Below are 20,063 nucleotides of genomic sequence, written 5' to 3' on the forward strand. Positions count from 1 at the left end.
TCTCGGCCGCGGTGCGTGCCGCACCAGATGCCTCCGTTAGATTTCAAGTGTGGCCAAACCCGCGACGCAGCGCCCCAAGCTGCCCGGCGTCGGTCGGCTCGGGCTGGTCGAACGGCAGGCGCAAGCGGACCTGAACGGCCTCGGGTGGAACACCGAGGCCCATGTCGAGCTGTTGTGGTCGCTGTCACGTGCGCCCGACGCCGACACCGCGTTGCGTGCGGTCGTGCGCCTGTCGGAGGCCCTCGGTGACGAATGGCCCGAACTCGACCGCGCCCTGCTCAAGGACCGCAGCCTGCGGGGCAGACTGTTCGCGGTGCTCGGGTCCTCGCTGGCCCTCGGCGATCACCTGGTCGCCAACCCCGACTCGTGGCACCTGCTGGCGGGCAAAGTGTCCCTGCCCGCGCCGCAGGAGCTGCGTGAGATGTTCACCGCGGAGGCCGAAAGGGCAACGGGCGCAGCGGCTGCCGTACCGCCACTGCGCACCCTCTACCGCAACCGGTTGCTGGTGCTGGCCGCCCTCGACGTCGCCTCGACGGTGGAGAACGAACCCGTGCTGCCGTTCACCGTAGTAGGTGAGCACCTCTCCGACCTCGCCGACGCGGCACTGGGCGCGGCGCTGAACGTCGTGTCCCGGTCGGTGTGCGGCGATGCGCCGCCGCCCGCGCTCGCGGTGATCGCGATGGGCAAATGCGGCGCGCGGGAACTCAACTACGTCAGCGACGTCGACGTCATCTTCGTCACCGACGACGGCTCGCACAGCCGCCTCGGGATCGCGACGAGGATCGCCGGCGAGATGATGCGACTGGCCGCGGACGCGTTCTTCGAAGTCGATGCCGCGCTGCGGCCGGAGGGCAAGCAGGGCCAGCTGGTGCGCACCCTGGATGCGCACGTCGCGTACTACGAGCGATGGGCGAAGACGTGGGAGTTCCAGGCCCTGATGAAGGCGCGCACCGCAGCCGGAGACGGCGAACTGGGCCGCCGCTACGTCGAGGCGCTGATGCCGATGGTGTGGACGGCCTGTGAGCGCGAGGACTTCGTGCCGGAGGTGCAGGCGATGCGCAGGCGCGTCGAGGAGCTGGTCCCCGCAGGCGTCCGGTCCCGCGAGCTCAAGCTCGGCAGCGGTGGCCTGCGCGACGTCGAATTCGCCGTCCAGCTCCTGCAATTGGTGCACGGCCGCAACGACGACGAGCTGCACGTGGCGTCGACCGTCAACGCGCTGGCCGCACTGGGGACGGGTGGTTACATCGGCAGGGACGACGCCGCCAACCTGACGGCGTCCTACGAGTTCCTGCGGCTGCTCGAACACCGGCTCCAACTGCAGCGCCTCAAGCGCACCCACATGCTGCCCGAGACCGACGACGACGAGGCCATGCGCTGGCTGGCCCGCGCGGCGCACATGCGCCCCGACGGCCGCCACGATGCGCTGGGGGTGCTGCGCGAGGAACTCAAACGCCAGAACCACCGGGTGTCGCGGCTGCACGCCAAGCTGTTCTACCAACCGCTGCTGGAGTCGGTCGGTCCCGACTCACTGGGACTTACCGCCGGCATGAGCGCCGAATCGGCCGAACGCCAGCTCGCCGCACTCGGCTACGAGGGGCCGCAGAGCGCGCTGACCCACCTGGCCGCGCTGACCGGCGGCACCGCACGCCGTGGTCGCGTACAGCAGGTCCTGCTGCCCACACTGCTGGACTGGCTCTCCGACACCCCCGATCCCGATGCGGGACTGCTGAACTACCGCAGGCTCAGCGACGAACTCGCCGACCAACGCTGGTTCCTGGCGACCCTGCGCGACGAGGGTGCGGTGGCCAAGCGGCTGATGCACGTCCTCGGCACCTCGGCGTACGCGCACGAACTGCTGATGCGTGCCCCCGAGGTGATCCAGCTCTACGCCGACGGACCCAACGGGCCCAAGCTGTGCGACCTCGACACCGAAGGGGCGGCACGGTCGTTGGTGGCCTCGGCGGCCCGGCACAGCGACCCGCTGCGGGCGATCGCCGCGGCCCGGTCGTTGCGGCGCCGGGAGCTGGCCCGCATCGCCTCGGCCGACCTGCTGGGCATGCTCGAGGTGACCGACGTCTGCCACCAGCTCACGTCCGTGTGGGTAGCGGTCCTGCAGGCCGCGCTGGAGGCGGTGATCCGCGCGAACACCCCCGAGTCCGGTCCGCCGGCGCGCATCGCGGTCATCGGGATGGGGCGCCTCGGCGGCGGCGAACTCGGATACGGCTCCGACGCCGACGTGCTGTTCGTCTGCGAACCCAGCGACGGGGTCGAGGAGTCGGCCGCGGTGAAGTGGGCGGGGACGGTCGCCGAACAGGTCCGGACGCGTCTGGGCACTCCCAGCGGCGACCCGCCGCTGGAGGTCGACACCAACCTGCGGCCCGAGGGTCGCAGCGGCCCGCTGGTGCGCACCCTGGCGTCCTATGCGGCCTACTACGACCAGTGGGCGCAGCCGTGGGAGGTCCAGGCGTTGCTGCGCGCGCACCGGGTCGCGGGTGACCTCGAACTCGGCGAACGCTTCCTGCTGATGGTCGACAAGACGCGCTACCCGGCGGGTGGCGTGTCGGCGGAGACGGTGCAGGAGATCCGGCGCATCAAGGCACGGGTGGACGCCGAGCGGCTACCCCGCGGCGCCGACCCCAACACGCACACCAAACTGGGCCGCGGCGGGCTCGCCGACATCGAGTGGACAGTCCAGCTGCTGCAGCTGCGGTACGCGCACAAGATGCCCGCGCTGCACACCACCTCGACTCTGGACACCCTGGATGCGATCGGCGCCGCCGAGTTGATCGCCGAGGGCGACATCGAGCTCCTGCGCGACGCGTGGCTGACGGCGACACGGGCCCGCAACGCGTTGGTGCTGGTGCGCGGCAAACCCACCGATCAGCTGCCGGGTCCCGGTCGACTGCTCAACGCCGTGGCGGTGGCAGCCGGCTGGCGCGACGGCGACGGCAGCGAGTTCCTGGACAACTACCTGCGAATCACCAGACGGGCAAAAGCCGTGGTGCGCAAGATCTTCGGCGGCTGAGCCGCCTCATGGATGTGGAGGATAACGGTGGAATATGCGTTCGACGTCATCAACGCCGAGGAGTACGCCCGGCAGCGCGCGAGCTATGAACCGCTGACCGACGCGCTGCGCAGGCTCATCGACGCGGGGATCCACACCGCGGTCGACGAGGCCACGGTGCGGGAAGCACTCGGTCACCTCGAGGCGGCCACGGAGCTGCTGGAGCGCGAGCAGCGCACGACGGCGTCGACGCTGCGGCACGCCGACACCGGCCGTCCGGTATCGTGGGCGAATCCCGCTGTGGGACTGCGCAATGCGATCGCCCCGCCGATGCTCATCGAGCACGAGGCCGACGGCAGCTGCTGGAGTGAGTTCACGCTGGGACCCGCCTACGAGGGACCACCGGGGTGGGTCCACGGCGGGATCTGCGCGCTGCTGCTCGACCACATCCTCGGGGAGGTGGCCAGCGAGGGGCTCAGCCAGCCGAAGTTCACCGGCACGATCAGCGTGAAGTACCTGCGCGGCACCCATCTGGGGTGGGTGCGCGCGGAGGCGTTCGTCGAGCGGTCGGAGGGGATCAAGACCTTCGCGCGGGGCTACCTCAGGGATGCCGAGGGTGTCACCGTCGAAGCCGAGGGAGTGTTCATCAAGCCCGCATGGGCGCGAGACGCCGGATGAAGTTCTATGTGTCGACGGCCTTTCTCGATACCCGGGAGGCCGTCGAGATCGCCAAGGCAGCAGACGATCTCGGCTACCACGGGATGGCGGTCCCGGATCACGTCATCAACCTGGAGACACTTCAGACGCCGTACCCGTACACCAAGGACGGCAGCAGGCGGTGGGAGGCCTTCACCGATTGGCCGGACCCGTGGGTGATCATCGGGGCGATCGCGTTGGTGACGACAAGGCTGCACTTCGTCACCACGGTGTACCTGCCTGCGATGCGCGATCCCTACTCTGCCGCGAAATCGATCGGTACGGCGGCGGTGCTGGCCCGGGGGCGACTGGAACTCGGTATCGGTGTTGGGTGGTGCCGTGAGGAATTCGAGTTGCTGGGCCAGCAGTTCGAACGGCGCGGCAAGCGCACCGACGAGATGTTGGAGTTGATGAAGGCGCTGTGGTCGCCGGGTTGGACGGAGTTCTCCGGCGAGTTCTACACCGCACCGCGGATGGAGATGGAGCCGACCCCACCGCACATCCCGGTCTACGTCGGCGGGCTGTCCGACATCGCGCTGCGGCGCGCCGCACGCCACGACGGGTGGATCGGGGACCTGATCACCACCGAGCGTGCGCTCGAACGCGTTTCGGCGCTGCGGGAGCTGCGAGCCGACAAGGGTTCGACGATGGACGGTTTCGAGGTCATCACCCCGCTCACCGATGCGTTCACCCCCGAGCACTACGCGGCTGCCGAGGCCGGCGGGATCACCGGGATCATCACGATGCCGTGGATGTTCTACAGCGGCGCCGACGCCTCCCTGACCGACAAGATCGACGGAATGCGCCGGTTTTGTGAGGATCTGGGGTTGGACTAGAGCTCCGGCGAAGACGTCGCGGTCCCCCCGACGGTCTCGGAGAGCGGGATCGCCAACCGTGGGCTGGCGGGGGGCAACCGCGTCGTCAGCGACGCGTGACGGCCGTCGGCCGGCGCCGGCCGTCCACCGACCACGCGCCTGCGCCGGTCGTCGCCAGCAGCAGGAAGGCGAAGCAGAAGAGGATCGCGAGTTCGCCGCCGTTGCCGCCGTTGGAGAACGGCCAGAAGCTGGCCGGTTCGCCGCTGAACAGCGCCCAGTGCTGCCAGAAGTATGCGACCGCCATCTCGCCCGAGGCGATGATCGCGGCGATGCGGGTGAAGAAGCCGACGGTGATCAGCAGCCCGAGGACCAGCTCGATCAACCCGGCGAACCAGAACGGCCAGGTGCCGACGGGGACCGCCTCGCCGAGTGGCCATCCGAAGAGCTTCATGGTGCCGTGCAGCGTGAAAAGAATGCCGAACACGATGCGGAAGATGCTCAACACGGGGGAGGAGTAGCCGGCCAGGCGTGCGTCGAGGTTCGCAGTCATTCCTGGAGAATACCTGGACGGACTACGGTCCGGATGGCGCTTTGGTTTATGGCACCGGAACGACAAGCGTCGAGTCGCCGTTTCGGGCCGTCTCGAGCACGGTGGGTTTGAGCCTCGGTGCCCGAGGCAACTGAACGGATCAGTGGGTGGCGGTGGTGAGGGATGGCGCCGGCGTCTCCTGCAAGGCGGTCGTCGGGGTTCATCCCCCTTGTTGAGACGCCAGCGTTGCCCCGCTGACCGTCGCCTTCGCTACGTCAGTGATGTTGTATCCGTTGTGTTTTCAGTAACCGGGCCGCATCGGCGGGTTGTCGGGGTGTGGGTACGGCGCCTGCTGGCCGGGCTGAGGGTAGCCGGGCTGCTGCTGGCCCGACTGCGGGTAGCCGGGTTGCTGCGAATACCCGGGCGGCTGGTAGCCGTGCGACGGTTGGCCCGCTCCCGTCGGCAGCTGAGCGGTCTGTTCGGTGTACGGGTCTTGATGGTGCGCGCCCGAAAAGGTGTGGGTGTCCCGCCCGGCGGCGTTGCCCGAAGTGGACAACCGCTCGCGCACGTTGCGGCTCTCTTCTTCGGCCTTGTTCAGATAGTTCTCCCAACGACCCTGCATCGGCTTGATCAGGCCGCCGCCGACACCGACGACGAGGATGCCTCCGATCGTCCCGAGGATGGCCACCAGCACCGGCAGGGTCACGGTCAGCGCGATGCCGACCTGATTGAGGGCGGCGATCAGGCCCAGTCCGATGATGAAGATGCTGGCGATGTTGGCCAACGCCTTGCCGTAGGAAAGGCCGCTCAGGGTGTTCGACAGCAGATCCCGCACCGCGGCAGCGATGGCAGACGCCACCACGATGATGATCAGCGCGACGAACAGCTTCGGCAGGAAAGCGATGACGCCGGAGATGAGGTCGCTGATCGGGTTGGGCCCGAACACGCCGAACGCCAACTGCAGCACGAACAGCAGAAGCGCGTAGTAGACGATCTTGCTGGCGATGGTGGAGGCGTCGTACTGACTTCTGGCCAGGGCGCGCTTGACGCCGCCGCGTTCCACAGCATGGTCGAATCCGACGCGCTCGAGGATCTTGTCGACCGCCTTGGCGATCAACTTGGCGATGATCCACCCGATGATCAGGATGAGGAGGAACGCGATCAGTTTGGGCGCGAACGTGGCGACCGAGCGCCACATGTCGTTCAAGGCGTCTCTCATGAGTTTCGGCTCCTTCGTCCCTGGCCCGAAAGGCGGGCCGCCGCGCGATCGAGGGTCGCTCTCCTCGATCTACCCGCTCGGCACGTGGTGTAACGCAGATCACGTCGCGAATTTTCGCGAGCGTCAGCGGACAGCGGCGGGGATCGGTTTGTGGGAACCCGTTCAAGGGGGACGGAGGGGCCGCGGCGCAAACGAGTCCACCCGCTCGGCGGTCGTGACTGCCGAACGGGTGGACTCGTTGCGAATTACTGCGGGACGCGGCGACTCAGACGTCGCGTCGGCGAGCCGACTTACACGTCGTAGTACAGCGCGAACTCGTACGGGTGCGGACGGATCTGCACCGGCATGATCTCGTTCTCCCGCTTGTAGGTGATCCACGTCTCGATGAGGTCGGTGGTGAACACGCCGCCCTCGGTGAGGTACTCGTGGTCCTCTTCGAGCTTGTCGATCACCGACGACAGCGACGTCGGTGCCTGCGGGATGTTGGCGGCCTCCTCTGGGGGCAGCTCGTAGAGGTCCTTGTCGACCGGGGCGAGCGGCTCGATCTTCTTCTTGATGCCGTCGATGCCGGCCATGAGCATGGCCGCGAACGCCAGGTACGGGTTACCCGAGCTGTCCGGGCAGCGGAACTCGAGGCGCTTGGCCTTCGGGTTGTTGCCGGTGATCGGGATACGCACACACGCCGACCGGTTGCGCTGGCTGTACACCAGGTTGATCGGCGCCTCGTATCCCGGCACCAGGCGCTTGTAGGAGTTCACCGTCGGGTTGGTGAACGCCAGCAGCGACGGTGCGTGGTGCAGGATGCCGCCGATGTAGTGGCGCGCCAGATCCGACAGGCCTGCGTAGCCGGACTCGTCGTGGAACAGCGGCTTGCCGTCCTTCCACAGCGACTGGTGCGCGTGCATGCCGGAGCCGTTGTCACCGAACAGCGGCTTGGGCATGAACGTGACGGTCTTGCCGTTCTGCCATGCGGTGTTCTTGATGATGTATTTGAACAGCAACACGTCGTCGGCCGCGTGCAGCAGCGTGTTGAACTTGTAGTTGATCTCGGCCTGGCCTGCGGTGCCCACCTCGTGGTGACCGCGCTCCAGCGTGAAGCCCGCGTTCTGCAGGTTTGTCGCCATCTCGTCGCGCAGGTCGACGTAGTGGTCGTACGGGGCCACCGGGAAGTAGCCACCCTTCGGCCGGACCTTGTAGCCGCGGTTCGGGCTGCCGTCGGCCTCGAGCGGCTCGCCGGTGTTCCACCAGCCCGACTCGGAGTCGACCTCGTAGAAGGTGCCGTTGATCCGCGAATCGAAGCTGACGGAATCGAAGATGTAGAACTCCGCCTCGGCGCCGAAGAAGCAGGTGTCCGCGATGCCGGTACTGGCCAGGTAGTTCTCGGCCTTGCGGGCGACGTTGCGCGGGTCGCGCGAATAGGCCTCACGGGTGAACGGATCGTGCACGAAGAAGTTGATGTTCAGCGTCTTGGCAGCGCGGAACGGATCGATGCGCGCGGTCGCCGGGTCGGGCAGCAACATCATGTCGGACTCGTGGATGGACTGGAATCCGCGCACCGACGAGCCGTCGAACGCGAGGCCGTCCTCGAACACGCTCTCGTCGAATGCCGAAGCCGGGATCGAGAAGTGTTGGACGACGCCGGGCAGATCACAGAATCGAATGTCGACGTACTCGACGTTCTCGTCCTTGATCTGCTTGATGATGTCGTCGGCGGTCTTTTCTGCCACTGATTGCTCTCCTTATATCTGGTAAGCCCGCGTTGACGCTATGGACACGATGTTGCACCGTCGTCAACCATATGTTGCGCCGACGTTACGCATGGCCATCCAGGCACCGCCGCCTGCGCAGTGGCCGCATCCACATATCCTGGCTGCATGGCCCGCACTACTGGTTCCGGTTTGGGTTCCTGGCTGTCGGGTCCCAGCGAATCGCAGCCCGGCGCCTACCCGGGCGAGCGTATCGGCTTCCCGCAGACCGGGCCGGGTTCGGTCGCACGCTTCGGTCGCCGAGTCGCCGCACTGTGCGTCGACTGGCTGGTGTCCTACGGGCTGGCGGCCCTGGCGATGACGTTCGGGCTGCTGAGCATCGCGACGTTGTCGACGGCGGTGTTGGTCGTCTGGCTGGTGCTCGGCGTCGTTTCGGTTCGGCTGTTCGGCTTCTCCCCGGGGCAACTGGCACTGGGCCTGAAAGTGGTTCCGGTCGACGACCGTTCCCACGTGGGCTCGGGTCGGGCGCTGGCGCGCGGCCTGCTGATCGCCCTCGTCATCCCGGCGCTGTTCACCGACTCCGACCTGCGCGGCCTGCATGACCTGGCGACCAAGACCGCCGTCGTCAGGAGATAGCCGTCGCCGGCTGCCGGCCCGTCACTTCCTCCGCACGGTGCGCTGCACTCCGCGCATCTTGGCCTGCGCGGGAAGCGGACCCTTCGGCATCGCGGCGGGCCCGATCTTGGTGCCCAGCGCGGCCAGGCGGGACTCCAGGGAGTCCATCTGCTTGACGGTGATGTTGGCCGGCAGCTTGGTCAGGTGCCGCTCCAGCTTGGACAGCGGAACCTCGCCGTCGCCGTTGCCGATGATGATGTTGTAGATCGGGACGTCGCCGACCAGGCGCGCGGTGCGCTTCTTCTCCTGGGCCAGAAGCGGCTTCACGCGCGTCGCCGCGCCCTCCCCGACGAAGATCACGCCGGGCCGGCCGATGACCCGGTGCACCGCGTCGAAGTGGCCGGTCGCCGCGACGCCCGGGGTGACCCGCCACTTGCCGCGCAGATTCTCCAGCGCCCACGCCGCCGCCCCGGTCTGGCCTTCGGCCTTGCGATACACCGACTTCTGGGCGCGGCGACCGAAGATGATGAACGCCACCAGCGCGCCGAGCACCACGCCGAGCGGGATCATCATGAACATCGTGAACCCGCCCACATAGAGGCCCGCCGCCACCGACACGCCCACGATCAGCACAAACGCACCGATCATGTACGGCAGTAGGCGCTTGTCCTCTTTGCGCTGTATCTGAAACGCCTGCCACAGCTGACTGCGGCGCTGCTTGGAGGCCGCCTTGCGGGCGGCCTTCGCCTCTGCTTTTGCCGCCTTCGTCTCCGCGGGTTTGCGCGTCTTCGCCATTCGTTCAGAATACGGCGGGTTTGGCGGCGGATATCGCCGGAGTCGCGGCGGCTCCCGTGGTCCGCGACGCGAGCGTCTGGGCGTACAGCCTGCCTGCCCGATACGACGAGCGGACCAGCGGTCCGGCGAGCACGCCGGCGAAGCCGAGGTCGGCCGCGAACTGCTCGTGCTCGACGAACTCGTCGGGGTGCACCCACCGCTCCACCGGGTGGTGACGCGCCGACGGTCGCAGGTACTGGGTGATGGTGACGATGTCGCAGCCGGCGTCGTGCAGGTCGCGCAGCGCGGCGCGGACCTCCTCCGGCGTCTCGCCCATGCCGAGAATCAGGTTGCTCTTGGTCACCAATCCGTGATCACGGGCCATCGTGATCACCGACAGGCTGCGCTCGTAGCGGAAACCCGGCCGGATCCGCTTGAAGATCCGCGGCACCGTTTCGACGTTGTGCGCCAACACTTCCGGGCGCGATGCGAAGACCTGCTCGAGCAGGGCGGGCTCGGCGTTGAAGTCGGGGATCAGCAGCTCGACGCCGGTGTTCGGGTTCAGTGCCTTGATCTGGCGGACCGTCTCGGCGTACAGCCAGGCGCCGCCGTCGGGCAGGTCATCGCGGGCCACCCCGGTGACGGTGGAGTAGCGCAGCCCCATCGCGGCCACACTCTTGGCCACCCGGCGCGGCTCGTCGCGGTCCAGGTCGGCAGGCTTGCCGGTGTCGATCTGGCAGAAGTCGCAGCGCCGGGTGCACTGCTCGCCGCCGATCAGGAACGTGGCCTCGCGGTCTTCCCAGCACTCGAAGATGTTGGGGCAACCCGCTTCCTCGCACACCGTGTGCAGGCCTTCGCGGCGCACCAGCGACTTCAGCGCGGTGTACTCCGGGCCCATCTTCGCCCTGGTCTTGATCCACGGCGGCTTGCGCTCGATCGGCGTCTCGGCATTGCGCACCTCGAGGCGGAGGAGCTTGCGGCCTTCAGGAGTGACACTCACTGCATCGATGCTACTGCGTTCGGTGCGCCGACGTCGCTGCCGAGCGGACCGTCGAGCACGTCACACACCGCATCGGCGACCCGGTCGACGACGTCGTCGACGCGCACCGTGGTGCCGAGCTCGGCGGTCAGTGACGTCACCCCGGCATCGGCGATGCCGCACGGCACGATCGAGCCGAACGCGCCGAGGTCGCAATCGCAGTTCAGCGCGAACCCGTGCAGTGTCGTCGCCCGCGCGACCCTGATGCCGATCGCGCCGACCTTGCGCGCCGGGCGGACGTCGTCACCAGGAACCCACACCCCAGACCGGCCCTCGACGCGCCCCGTCTCCAGACCCAGATCGGCGCACACTTTGATCAGCGAATCCTCAAGTCGCCGAACGAAGTTGACGACGTCGAGGGGCTCGGCCAGTCCGATGATGGGATAGCCGACGAGCTGTCCGGGACCGTGCCAGGTGATCTTGCCGCCGCGGTCGGTCTCGATCACCGGCGTGCCGTCCGAACCGGCGACATCGGGACGCTCATGAGGAAGGGTGCGCCGACCCGCGGTGTACACCGGGGGATGCTGCAGCAACAGAAGCGTGTCGGGGCCGCCCGCGACCCGCGCGTCGGCCAGTTCGCGCTGCAGATCCCACGCCGACCGGTAGTCCAGGGTGCCCAGGCGCCGCACCTGCACCGGCGTGCGGTGAGACCGGATGGATGTCGCCATGAACACGACGCTACTCCCGCTCAGATTCCCTTGGGCGCGGTGGCGAACGCCAGGGCCTCGCCGATGGTGTTGTGGCGGAAGTGGAACCCGGCACCCTCCAGCGCCGCGGGGATCGCGCGCTGGCCGCCCAGCAGTCCCTCGTCGGCGAACTCACCCAGCGCCGTGCGCAGCGCGAACCCCGGGGCCATCAGCAGGGTCGGGCGGTTCATCGTGCGTCCCAGCGCCGTCGTGAACTCGGCGTTGGTGACCGGCGCGGGCCCGGTGAAGTTGACGGGCCCGGACACGTCGTCGCGGTTGATCGCGAACAGCAGCGCGCGGATCTGGTCCTCGAGGCTGATCCACGGCAGATACTGGCGACCGTTGCCCAGGCGCGCGCCCAGGCCCAGCGCGAACAGCGGTTTCAGCCGGCTGAGCATGCCGCCCGACGGCGCCATCACCAGGCCGGTGCGGGTCAGCACGACCCGCACCCCGGCGGCGGCCGCCGATGCGGTGGCGTTCTCCCAGTCCAGCGCGAGCCGGGCGAGGAAGCCGGTGCCGGGACCGGCGGTCTCGTCGACGGTGTGGTTACCAGTGTCGCCGTAGTAGCCGACGGCGCTCGAGTTGATCAGGACGGGCACGCCGGCGTCGACGACCGCGTTGGACAACACCTCGGTGGGGCCGATGCGGCTGTCGCGCAGGCTCTGCTTGAACGCGCCGGACCACCGCTTATCGCCGACGCCGACGCCGCACAGGTTCACCACGGCGTCCACCCCGTGCAGCGTGTCCGGATCGAACTCGCCGGTGTCGGGATTCCAGTAGACCTCGTCGGCGCTCGACGGTGCCCGGCGCACGATGCGCAGCACCCGGCGATCGGTGGCACGAAGGGCGTAGACCAGCGCCGTACCGATCAGACCGGAGGATCCCGCAACGGCGATGACCGATTCTGATGGCATCGACACTGCTTTCTACAGTCCCAGATCCGCCTCGAACGCGCCCTCTTCGAGCCGCCGCTTGATCGTGGTGACGAAGCGTCCGGCGTCGGCGCCGTCGATCAGGCGGTGGTCGTAGGTCAGCGGCAGGTAACACACCGAGCGCACGCCGATCGATTCGTTGCCGAACTCGTCGACGATCACCCGCGGCCGTTTGACGATCGCGCCGGTGCCCAGCATCGCCGCCTGCGGCGGAACCAGGATCGGCGTGTCGAACAGCGCGCCCTGGCTGCCGATGTTGGTGATCGTGAAGGTGCCACCGGACAGTTCGTCGGGCTTGAGGTCGCCCGAACGTGCCCGCGCCGCGATGTCGGCGATCGCGCGGGCCAGCCCGCCCAGCGACAGGTCGCCGGCGTTCTTGATCACCGGCGACAGCAGACCCTGCTCGGTGTCGACCGCGAAGCCGAGATGCTCGGCGTCGTAGTAGGTGATCTGCTTGGCTTCCTCGTTGTAGCTCGCGTTGACGTTCGGGTGGATCTTCAACGCGTCGATCACGGCCCTGGCGATGAACGGCAGGTAGGTCAGGTTGACGCCCTCGCGCTCGGCGAACTTCGCCTTCGCCTTCGCCCGCAGCGACACGATCTTCGTCATGTCGACCTCGTGGGTCTGGGTCAATTGTGCTGTCGCCTGCAGCGATTCGCGTGTCTTCTTCGCCGTGATCTGACGAATCCGGTTGGCCTTCTGCGTGGTACCGCGCAGATGGGCCAGTGCGGCCTCGGGTGCGGGAGCCGTCGACGACGCCTTGGCGGGAGCCTCGGCGGCGGGTTCGGGCTTAGCCGCGTCTTTCGCTGATTCCTTCTCGCTGGCCGCTGCGAGCACATCCTGCTTGCGGATGCGGCCGCCGACACCGGTGCCCTTGACGGAGGTCAGGTCGACGTCGTGCTCGGTGGCGAGCTTGCGCACCAGCGGGGTGACGTACGGGCCGCTGTCGCCGCCGGACGGCGCCTCGGCCGCGGCCGGCTCGGACTCGGGCTCCGCCTTGGGCTCGGGCTTGGGTTCCGGCTTGGGTTCCGGCTTGGACTCGGGCTCCGGCTTGGGTTCGGCCTTCTCCGGCTCCGGCTCCGGTTCCGGTTCCGGCTCTGGTTCCGGCTCGTCGTCGCTCGAGGCGTCGGCGTCGCCGATCTTGGCCAGCTCACCGCCGACCTCGACGGTGTCGTCCTCTTCCGCGGTGATGGACAGCAGCTTGCCGGCAACCGGTGACGGGATCTCGGTGTCGACCTTGTCGGTGGACACCTCCACCAGCGGCTCGTCCACCTCGACGCTGTCGCCGACCTTCTTGAGCCAGCGGGTCACCGTTCCCTCGGTGACCGACTCGCCCAGTTCCGGCATCAGCACCGGCGTGGACGAACCCGACGAGCCCGAGGACTTGGCGGCGGGCTTGGACTCCGGCTCAGGTTCGGGCTCGGGCTCGGGTTCCGGCTCGGACTCGGCTTCGGGTTCGGGCTCGTCGGACTTCTCTGCGGCCGGCTCTGCTCCGCCCTCGTCGCCGTCGCTGTCGTCGGCGTCACCGATGACGGCCAGTTCGCCGCCGACCTCGACGGTGTCGTCCTCCTGGGCGACGATCTTCTTCAGCACACCTGCAGCCGGAGAGGGGATCTCGGTGTCGACCTTGTCGGTCGACACCTCCAACAGGGGCTCGTCCTCTTCGACCGTGTCACCCTCTTGCTTGAGCCAGCGGGTCACTGTCCCCTCGGTAACGCTCTCGCCGAGTGCGGGCATCTGGACGGAGATGGCCATTGTGTCGTGGCTCCCTTGCACGGTGTCGAGGTGTCGAAGTGTCGGTTCCCATCCTGTCACGTCCACCGTCACGTTTCGCCGCAGACGGGGGTACTGACTGCTCTGGCACTATCGAATGAGGGTTACGAGAGCCGGCGGGCCCCGCGTGCCGGAAAGGAGCAAGGCCAGGTGGGACTGTTCGACAGGCTTCGTCGGCGGCGCCGCGCGGGTGGGACCGCGACCCGCGACCCGGCAGCGGACCTTCGCTATCTCCAGCAGTGGGTCGCAGAGCACAAAGGTGTCGAGGCGTTCGTCGAGCCGAAGACGACGGTCACCGAGGTCACGGTGGTCCTGGTCGCGGCGGACGGCGAGTGGACCCGTCGCAAGGCCGGGGGAGTCGCCGGCGCGCGGCGCCTGTCCGACCGCCTCAAGATCCCGGTGTACGACGTGCAGAAGGTCGGCTACCCACAGCGCATGCGTGACTACGACGCGCGGCAGCGGATTCAGCGCAAGCGTGCCCTGCGCGAGGAGCTCGACGACCGCTAGTAGTGTCCGCTCGCGGAGGTGCCATGACCCAGCGGTTTGTGGAGAGCAGCGACGGCGTCCGTATCGCCGTCTACGAACAGGGGAACGCAGACGGGCCCGCGCTGGTCCTGGCGCACGGGTATCCCGATACCCACCGCCTGTGGGACGGGGTTGTGCCATTGCTCGCGGACCGGTTCCGCGTCATCTGCTACGACAATCGCGGGGCGGGCGATTCCACTGTGCCCAAACGAACTTCGGCGTACCGGACCGAGCGACTCGCCGACGACTTCGCCGCGGTCATCGACGCCGTGTCCGGTGAGCGCGCCGTGCATGTGCTCGCCCACGATTGGGGATCGGCCGCGGTCTGGGAGTTCCTCACACGTCCGGGTGCGGCCAACCGGGTCGCGTCGTTCACCTCGGTGGCCGGTCCGCGCCCCGACCACGTCAACCGCTACCTCATCGACACGCTGGGCCGGCCCTACCGGCCGCGGCGTTTCCTGCAGGGTCTCCGGCAGCTTGGACAGCTGGCGGTGATGGCGCCCCGCTCGGTGCGGGTGAAGATGTATCGCGCCAACGCCGTCCGCACGATCGCAGGTGCTCGCCCCGACGACCGCGACCTCGGCGTCGACGTACCGGTGCAGCTCATCGTCAACGCCCGGGACCCCTACCTGCGGCCGTCCTTCTACGACGAGATGGGCGCCTGGGTGCCGCAGCTGTGGCGGCGCGACATCAAGGCCGGGCACCGGTCGCCGGCCTCCCATCCGCAGGTGCTGGCGCGGTCGGTCATCCAGCTCGTCGACCACCTCGACGGTGCCCCCGCGGCCCGCGAACTGTTGCGCGCACAGGTCGGCCGCGCCCGGAAACCCTTCGGTGACACCCTCGTGTCGGTGACCGGTGCCGGTAGTGGCATCGGACGGGAGACGGCGGTGGCGTTCGCCAGGGACGGGGCCGACGTGGTGATCAGCGACGTCGACGTGACCGGACTCGAGGAGACCGCGCGGCGCATCGTCGCCGAGGGCGCCGCCGCGCACAGCTACCCCCTCGACGTCGCCGACGCGGCTGCCGTCGAAGCGTTCGCCGAACGGGTGTGCGCCGAGCACGGGGTCCCCGACATCGTCGTGAACAACGCGGGCGTCGGTCATGCCGGGTTCTTCCTCGACACCCCGGCCGAGGAGTTCGACCGGGTGCTCGACATCAACTTCGGCGGCGTCGTCAACGGCTGCCGGTCCTTCGCCAAACGCCTCGTCGAACGGGGAACCGGCGGCCACATCGTCAACGTCGCCTCGATGGCGTCGTATGCGCCCGTCAACGTGATGAACGCCTACTGCACGTCCAAGGCGGCCGTCTACATGTTCTCGGATTGCCTACGGGCAGAACTGGATACGGCCGGGATCGGGCTGACCACCATCTGCCCCGGCGTCGTCGGCACCAACATCGTCGACACCACCCGCTTCTCGCTGCCCGAGGCGCGCAGCCACGACGTCGAAACGGTTCGCGGGCGGGCACGAAAAGGCTTCGGCGTACGTCGGTACGGACCCGAGAAGGTCGCCAAGGCCATCGTCGCCGCAGTGAAGGCGAACAAGGCCATCCGACCCGTGACGCCCGAGGCGTACTTCGTCTACGGCGCCGCCCACGCCCTGCCGCCGGCGATGCGCAGTGCGGCGCGTGGCGGGAGCGTCATGTAGCAGGTGCGGGACCTAGGCCGGATCAGCCGTTCACGGCTCAGGCCGGATCAGCCGTTCACGGCTCAGGCCGGATCAGCCGTTCACGGCTATGTCCTCCAGGACCGCGAACATCGTGCGCGTCGGCACCCCGGTGCCGCCCTTGGGCGTGTAACCCCACGGACCGCCCGAGTTGTAAGCCGGGGCGGCGACATCGATGTGCGCCCACTGCACGCCCTCGGCGACGAACTCGCGCAGGTACGTGCCCGCAACCAGCATGCCGGCGTACCGGGAACCGCTCACGTTGGCCAGGTCGGCGACCGTCGACTTGAGATCGTCCTTGAGCTCCTCCGGCAGCGGCATCGCCCAGCCGTTCTCGCCGACCTCCTGGGAGATCTCGGCGACGCGGTCGCGGAACTCCTCACTGCCCATCACCCCGGGGGTACGCGCCCCCAACGCCACGGTCTGCGCGCCGGTCAGCGTCGAGGTCTCGATGAGGTAGTCGGGTTGGTCCTCGCACGCCCGCACGATCGCGTCGGCCAGGATCAACCTGCCCTCGGCGTCGGTGTTGAGCACCTCGACGGTGATTCCGCCGTACTGAGTCAGCACGTCGCCCGGTCGCTGCGCAGTGGACGACGGCATGTTCTCGGCCATCGGCACGGTGGCGACCACATCGATCGGCAGCTGCCGCCTCGCGGCGAGAACCACCGTCGCGATGACGGCCGCGGCACCGCCCATGTCCGACGTCATGTGGTGCATGTTGGCGGCGGGCTTGATCGAGATGCCGCCCGTGTCGAACGTGATGCCCTTGCCCACGAGCGCGACCTTCTTGGACTTTTTGTTCTTCTTGGCCCCCCGGTGCGTCAGCCGCACCAGCTGCGGCGGCCGGGACGAGCCCTTGCCGACCCCGACGATTCCGCCGAATCCCTGCTTGGCGAGGGTCTTGTCGTCGAGCACCTCGACGTCGATCCCGGCCGCATCGCCCAAAGCCTTTGCCCGCTGGGCGAATTCGGCAGGGAAGAGGTGGCTGGGCGGGGTGTTCACGAAATCGCGGGCGGTGGCGACGGCCGTCGCGACCGCCTCCGCCCGCGCAGCGGCGTCCTTGGTCGCCGACTTCGTGTCGGGGGTGAGTACGGTGATCTTGCGCAGCCTGGCGTCCTTGGGGGCGGTCTTCGCGCTGCGGAAGTCGCTGAACCGGTAGGCGCCAAGGATCAAGCCCTCGACCGCCGCCTCCAGGTCGAGATCCGACAGGGTGGTGACGACGTTCTCGACCCCCGACAGTGAGCGCGCGGCCACACCGGCGGCCCGGCGGATCGTCTCGGCGGGCCAGCTGTCGCGGCTCTTGCCCAGCCCCACCGCCAGCACGCTGCCGACCGGCAGCGACGGCGCCACCACCCGGGTCAGTTGCTCGGCACCGCCCTTGGCGCCCAGAGCGTCGAGCGCCCCCTGGACCTCACTGATCGCCTCGGCGTCCAGATACGGGCTGGCGAGAACGCGCGCCGTCGCATCCGAGTTCTCGTCGCCGCCGGTGACGACAGGCACGATCAGCACCGACGACTCGACTTTGCGCTTGGGCAACGTGCTGGCGACGGTGACGGCGGGGGACTGGTAACCGGCTGGAGTGCTCACGGGGGTTCACCCTATCCACTGGGCTACTAGTGTGGTTGGCCGTGAGTGACAACCTGTTGCACGGCCCGCTGGAAAACCGCCACCGCGAGCTCGGGGCGAGCTTCGCCGAGTTCGGCGGCTGGCTGATGCCGGTGTCCTACGCGGGCACGGTGGCCGAGCACACCGCCACCCGCACCACCGTCGGCCTCTTCGACGTCAGCCACCTCGGAAAGGCACTGGTGAAGGGTCCCGGCGCGGCCGAGTACGTCAACTCCGCCTTCACCAACGATCTGGGCCGTATCGGTCCGGGCAAGGCGCAGTACACGCTGTGCTGCACGGAAGTGGGCGGCGTCGCGGGTGTGATAGACGACCTGATCGCCTACTACGTCTCCGACGACGAGATCTTCCTGGTCCCCAACGCCGCCAACACCGCCGCAGTCGTCGCCGCGCTGATCGAGCGCGCCCCCGACGGCCTGGCCATCACCGACGAGCACCGCTCGCGCGCGGTGCTGGCCGTGCAGGGACCCAAGTCGGCCGAGGTGGTCGGCGGTCTGGGGTTGCCCACCGATATGGACTACATGGGCTACGCCGACGCGGCCTTCGGCGGCGTCGAGGTTCGGGTGTGCCGCACCGGTTACACCGGCGAGCACGGCTACGAGTTGTTACCGGACTGGGATCGGGCGGCGGTGGTGTTCGACGCCCTCGTCGAGGCCGTCGCCGCGGCCGGTGGCGAGCCTGCGGGCCTCGGCGCGCGCGACACCCTGCGCACCGAGATGGGCTATCCGCTGCACGGACACGAGTTGTCGCTGGACATCTCACCGCTTCAGGCGCGGTGCGGCTGGGCCGTCGGCTGGAAGAAGGACGCGTTCTGGGGCCGCGAGGCGCTGCTGGCGGAGAAGGAAGCCGGTCCGCGGCGCACACTGCGCGGCCTGAAGGCTCTCGGTCGCGGCGTGCTGCGCGGCGATCTGACGGTTCTCGACGGGGAGACGCCGGTCGGGATCACCACCTCGGGAACCTTCTCTCCGACATTGAAAGTCGGTATCGCCCTTGCGCTGATCGACACCGCCGCCGACATCGCCGACGGTCGGAAGGTCGTCGTCGACGTCCGCGGTCGCATGATCGAGTGCGAAGTGGTCAAGCCGCCGTTCGTCGACACGCGCACCCGCTCGTAGAACATCGAGAAAACGCGCTAGCCGCGCGGTTATAGAATCGCGTGCATGACTGAAGGCCTCGAGTTCACCGTCGATCGCAACGCGGATCCGGCGAGCGACGAGGTACGTGCCGAGATCCTGGCCAACCCGGGGTTCGGCAAGTTCCACACCGACCACATGGTGTCCATCGAGTACAGCGCCGACGCCGGGTGGCACGACGCGCGGGTCCTGCCGTACGGCCCGATCGAGCTCGATCCGTCGGCGATCGTCCTGCACTACGCGCAGGAGGTCTTCGAAGGGTTGAAGGCCTACCGGTGGGCCGACGGCTCCATCGTGTCGTTCCGGCCCGAAGCCAACGCCGCCCGGTTGCGGACCTCGGCGCGGCGGCTGGCAATCCCCGAGTTGCCCCAGGAATTGTTCATCGAGTCGCTGCGGCAGTTGATCGCCGTCGACGGGGCCTGGGTGCCACCCGCAGGCGGCGAGGAGTCGCTGTATCTGCGGCCGTTCATCTTCGCCACCGAACCCGGACTCGGTGTCCGGCCGGCCAACGAGTACCGCTACCTGGTGATCGGCTCACCCGCGGGCGCCTACTTCCCGCGCGGCATCAAGCCCGTCAGCGTGTGGCTGTCCACCGAGTACGTGCGGGCCAGCCCGGGCGGTACCGGGGCGGCCAAGTTCGGCGGCAACTACGCCGCCTCGCTGCTGGCGCAGGCCCAGGCGGCCGACCAGGGTTGCGACCAGGTCGTGTGGCTGGACGCGACCGAACGCCGCTACGTCGAGGAGATGGGCGGCATGAACCTGTTCTTCGTATTCGGCAGCGGTGGCACCGCACGCCTGGTCACCCCCGAGCTGTCCGGTTCGCTGCTGCCCGGTATCACCCGGGATTCGTTGCTGCAGCTGGCAACTGACGCCGGATTCGCGGTCGAGGAACGCAAGATCGACGTCGACGAATGGCAGAAGAAGGCCGCAGCCGGCGAGATCACCGAGGTGTTCGCGTGCGGGACCGCCGCCGTGATCACCCCGGTGTCACACGTCAAGCACGGTGAGGGCGAGTTCACCATCGCCGACGGGGAGCCCGGCGAGATCACCATGGCGCTGCGCGACACGTTGACCGGTATCCAGCGCGGCACGTTCGCCGACACCCACGGTTGGATGGCCAGGCTCAGCTAGCGATCGCCATCCCGACCACCGCGACCGTCGTCGTCACCTCGACGGCGGCGCCGAGCACGTCGCCGGTGATCCCGCCGAACCTGCGCACGCAGTGCGCCACCAGGGCGACGCTGCACGCCCACGCGACGAGCACCGCCAGCGGGCCCTGCCAGGGGTGCGCGCACGCCGGGACCGCGAGGGCGGCGACCGCCACCGCCCA

The 20,063-nt window shown here is 68.5% G+C and carries 18 protein-coding genes; 8 read left to right on the top strand and 10 right to left on the bottom strand.

The genetic code is table 11. From position 1 onward, the window contains the following. Positions 1–49: 49 nt before the first annotated feature. From H7I57_RS07970 to H7I57_RS07980, 3 genes are read left to right on the top strand one after another with little or no spacing between them, the layout of a single operon-like run. The gene (locus H7I57_RS07970; RefSeq protein ID WP_264022848.1) at positions 50–3,025 is read left to right on the top strand and encodes a bifunctional [glutamine synthetase] adenylyltransferase/[glutamine synthetase]-adenylyl-L-tyrosine phosphorylase; all 2,976 of its coding nucleotides are present in this window, start codon (positions 50–52) and stop codon (positions 3,023–3,025) included. A 12-nt stretch (positions 3,026–3,037) separates the two neighbouring features. Further along, positions 3,038–3,682 (top strand): PaaI family thioesterase, encoded by a 645-nt coding sequence (locus H7I57_RS07975; RefSeq protein WP_275081031.1) that lies wholly within the window; start codon positions 3,038–3,040, stop codon positions 3,680–3,682. Further along, positions 3,679–4,536 (top strand): TIGR03619 family F420-dependent LLM class oxidoreductase, encoded by an 858-nt coding sequence (locus tag H7I57_RS07980; protein ID WP_264022871.1) that lies wholly within the window; start codon positions 3,679–3,681, stop codon positions 4,534–4,536. Before H7I57_RS07975 ends, H7I57_RS07980 begins: the two co-directional genes overlap by 4 nt. An 85-nt stretch (positions 4,537–4,621) precedes the next feature. Here the strand turns inward: H7I57_RS07980 and H7I57_RS07985 are convergent, their stop codons facing one another. The 3 genes from H7I57_RS07985 to glnA form a co-directional block, all read right to left on the bottom strand. Continuing rightward, on the bottom strand, positions 4,622–5,065 hold the full coding sequence (locus tag H7I57_RS07985; RefSeq protein WP_264022850.1) for a DoxX family protein: 444 nt from the start codon (positions 5,063–5,065) through the stop codon (positions 4,622–4,624). Positions 5,066–5,345: 280 nt separating this feature from the next. Beyond that, positions 5,346–6,263 carry a mechanosensitive ion channel family protein gene (locus tag H7I57_RS07990; protein ID WP_264022851.1) on the bottom strand — a complete coding sequence of 306 codons (918 nt, stop codon included), beginning with the start codon at positions 6,261–6,263 and terminating at the stop codon, positions 5,346–5,348. Positions 6,264–6,553: 290 nt separating this feature from the next. Then, a complete protein-coding gene (glnA, locus tag H7I57_RS07995) occupies positions 6,554–7,990 on the bottom strand; it encodes a type I glutamate--ammonia ligase (protein ID WP_264022852.1) in 1,437 nt (478 codons plus the stop codon). 147 nt (positions 7,991–8,137) lie between these two features. On the opposite strand from glnA, the gene H7I57_RS08000 reads away from it, so the two are divergent. After that, positions 8,138–8,605, top strand: coding sequence for an RDD family protein (locus H7I57_RS08000; RefSeq protein WP_264022853.1), 468 nt, complete (start codon positions 8,138–8,140; stop codon positions 8,603–8,605). 21 nt (positions 8,606–8,626) lie between these two features. Here the strand turns inward: H7I57_RS08000 and H7I57_RS08005 are convergent, their stop codons facing one another. From H7I57_RS08005 to sucB, 5 genes are read right to left on the bottom strand one after another with little or no spacing between them, the layout of a single operon-like run. Continuing rightward, complete coding sequence (locus tag H7I57_RS08005) at positions 8,627–9,379, bottom strand: DUF4191 domain-containing protein (RefSeq protein WP_264022854.1); 753 nt, start codon at positions 9,377–9,379, stop codon at positions 8,627–8,629. 4 nt (positions 9,380–9,383) lie between these two features. Then, positions 9,384–10,358 carry a lipoyl synthase gene (gene lipA / locus H7I57_RS08010; RefSeq protein ID WP_264022855.1) on the bottom strand — a complete coding sequence of 325 codons (975 nt, stop codon included), beginning with the start codon at positions 10,356–10,358 and terminating at the stop codon, positions 9,384–9,386. Further along, the gene (gene lipB, locus H7I57_RS08015; RefSeq protein ID WP_264022856.1) at positions 10,355–11,065 is read right to left on the bottom strand and encodes a lipoyl(octanoyl) transferase LipB; all 711 of its coding nucleotides are present in this window, start codon (positions 11,063–11,065) and stop codon (positions 10,355–10,357) included. Before lipB ends, lipA begins: the two co-directional genes overlap by 4 nt. Positions 11,066–11,085: 20 nt before the next feature. Then, a complete protein-coding gene (locus H7I57_RS08020; protein ID WP_264022857.1) occupies positions 11,086–11,997 on the bottom strand; it encodes a TIGR01777 family oxidoreductase in 912 nt (303 codons plus the stop codon). A 12-nt stretch (positions 11,998–12,009) separates the two neighbouring features. Then, positions 12,010–13,770, bottom strand: a complete 1,761-nt coding sequence (gene sucB, locus H7I57_RS08025) for a 2-oxoglutarate dehydrogenase, E2 component, dihydrolipoamide succinyltransferase (RefSeq protein ID WP_264022858.1) — start codon at positions 13,768–13,770, stop codon at positions 12,010–12,012. A gap of 168 nt (positions 13,771–13,938) precedes the next feature. Between sucB and H7I57_RS08030 the strand changes: the two genes are divergently transcribed. Together H7I57_RS08030 and H7I57_RS08035 are read left to right on the top strand one after the other, a co-directional pair. Then, positions 13,939–14,295, top strand: a complete 357-nt coding sequence (locus H7I57_RS08030) for an oxidoreductase (RefSeq protein ID WP_264022859.1) — start codon at positions 13,939–13,941, stop codon at positions 14,293–14,295. A gap of 23 nt (positions 14,296–14,318) precedes the next feature. Beyond that, complete coding sequence (locus tag H7I57_RS08035) at positions 14,319–15,959, top strand: SDR family oxidoreductase (RefSeq protein ID WP_264022860.1); 1,641 nt, start codon at positions 14,319–14,321, stop codon at positions 15,957–15,959. A gap of 72 nt (positions 15,960–16,031) precedes the next feature. On the opposite strand, the gene H7I57_RS08040 is transcribed toward H7I57_RS08035, so the two are convergent. Further along, positions 16,032–17,564, bottom strand: a complete 1,533-nt coding sequence (locus tag H7I57_RS08040) for a leucyl aminopeptidase (RefSeq protein ID WP_264022861.1) — start codon at positions 17,562–17,564, stop codon at positions 16,032–16,034. 41 nt (positions 17,565–17,605) lie between these two features. On the opposite strand from H7I57_RS08040, the gene gcvT reads away from it, so the two are divergent. Both gcvT and H7I57_RS08050 read left to right on the top strand, forming a co-directional pair. Continuing rightward, positions 17,606–18,715 carry a glycine cleavage system aminomethyltransferase GcvT gene (gene gcvT / locus H7I57_RS08045; RefSeq protein ID WP_264022862.1) on the top strand — a complete coding sequence of 370 codons (1,110 nt, stop codon included), beginning with the start codon at positions 17,606–17,608 and terminating at the stop codon, positions 18,713–18,715. A 45-nt stretch (positions 18,716–18,760) separates the two neighbouring features. Continuing rightward, positions 18,761–19,864 (top strand): branched-chain amino acid aminotransferase, encoded by a 1,104-nt coding sequence (locus tag H7I57_RS08050; protein ID WP_264022863.1) that lies wholly within the window; start codon positions 18,761–18,763, stop codon positions 19,862–19,864. On the opposite strand, the gene H7I57_RS08055 is transcribed toward H7I57_RS08050, so the two are convergent. Further along, a partial coding sequence (locus H7I57_RS08055) for an adenosylcobinamide-GDP ribazoletransferase (protein ID WP_264022864.1) occupies positions 19,857–20,063 on the bottom strand: 207 nt, incomplete at its 5' end. The two genes, H7I57_RS08050 and H7I57_RS08055, sit on opposite strands and share 8 nt — an antisense overlap.

Origin of the sequence: Mycolicibacterium pyrenivorans (genome assembly GCF_025821625.1) — a bacterium.
Classification (GTDB): Bacteria; Actinomycetota; Actinomycetes; order Mycobacteriales; family Mycobacteriaceae; genus Mycobacterium; species Mycobacterium pyrenivorans.

Bases quoted from the DNA above. Each gene is read 5' to 3' on its own strand.
- H7I57_RS07975 (WP_275081031.1), top strand. From the start codon at position 3,038: ATGTGGAGGATAACGGTGGAATATGCGTTCGACGTCATCAACGCCGAG.
- H7I57_RS07980 (WP_264022871.1), top strand. From the start codon at position 3,679: ATGAAGTTCTATGTGTCGACGGCCTTTCTCGATACCCGGGAGGCCGTC.
- H7I57_RS07985 (WP_264022850.1), bottom strand. From the start codon at position 5,065: ATGACTGCGAACCTCGACGCACGCCTGGCCGGCTACTCCTCCCCCGTG.
- H7I57_RS07990 (WP_264022851.1), bottom strand. From the start codon at position 6,263: ATGAGAGACGCCTTGAACGACATGTGGCGCTCGGTCGCCACGTTCGCG.
- H7I57_RS08000 (WP_264022853.1), top strand. From the start codon at position 8,138: ATGGCCCGCACTACTGGTTCCGGTTTGGGTTCCTGGCTGTCGGGTCCC.
- H7I57_RS08005 (WP_264022854.1), bottom strand. From the start codon at position 9,379: ATGGCGAAGACGCGCAAACCCGCGGAGACGAAGGCGGCAAAAGCAGAG.
- lipB (WP_264022856.1), bottom strand. From the start codon at position 11,065: ATGGCGACATCCATCCGGTCTCACCGCACGCCGGTGCAGGTGCGGCGC.
- H7I57_RS08020 (WP_264022857.1), bottom strand. From the start codon at position 11,997: ATGCCATCAGAATCGGTCATCGCCGTTGCGGGATCCTCCGGTCTGATC.
- sucB (WP_264022858.1), bottom strand. From the start codon at position 13,770: ATGGCCATCTCCGTCCAGATGCCCGCACTCGGCGAGAGCGTTACCGAG.
- H7I57_RS08035 (WP_264022860.1), top strand. From the start codon at position 14,319: ATGACCCAGCGGTTTGTGGAGAGCAGCGACGGCGTCCGTATCGCCGTC.
- H7I57_RS08050 (WP_264022863.1), top strand. From the start codon at position 18,761: ATGACTGAAGGCCTCGAGTTCACCGTCGATCGCAACGCGGATCCGGCG.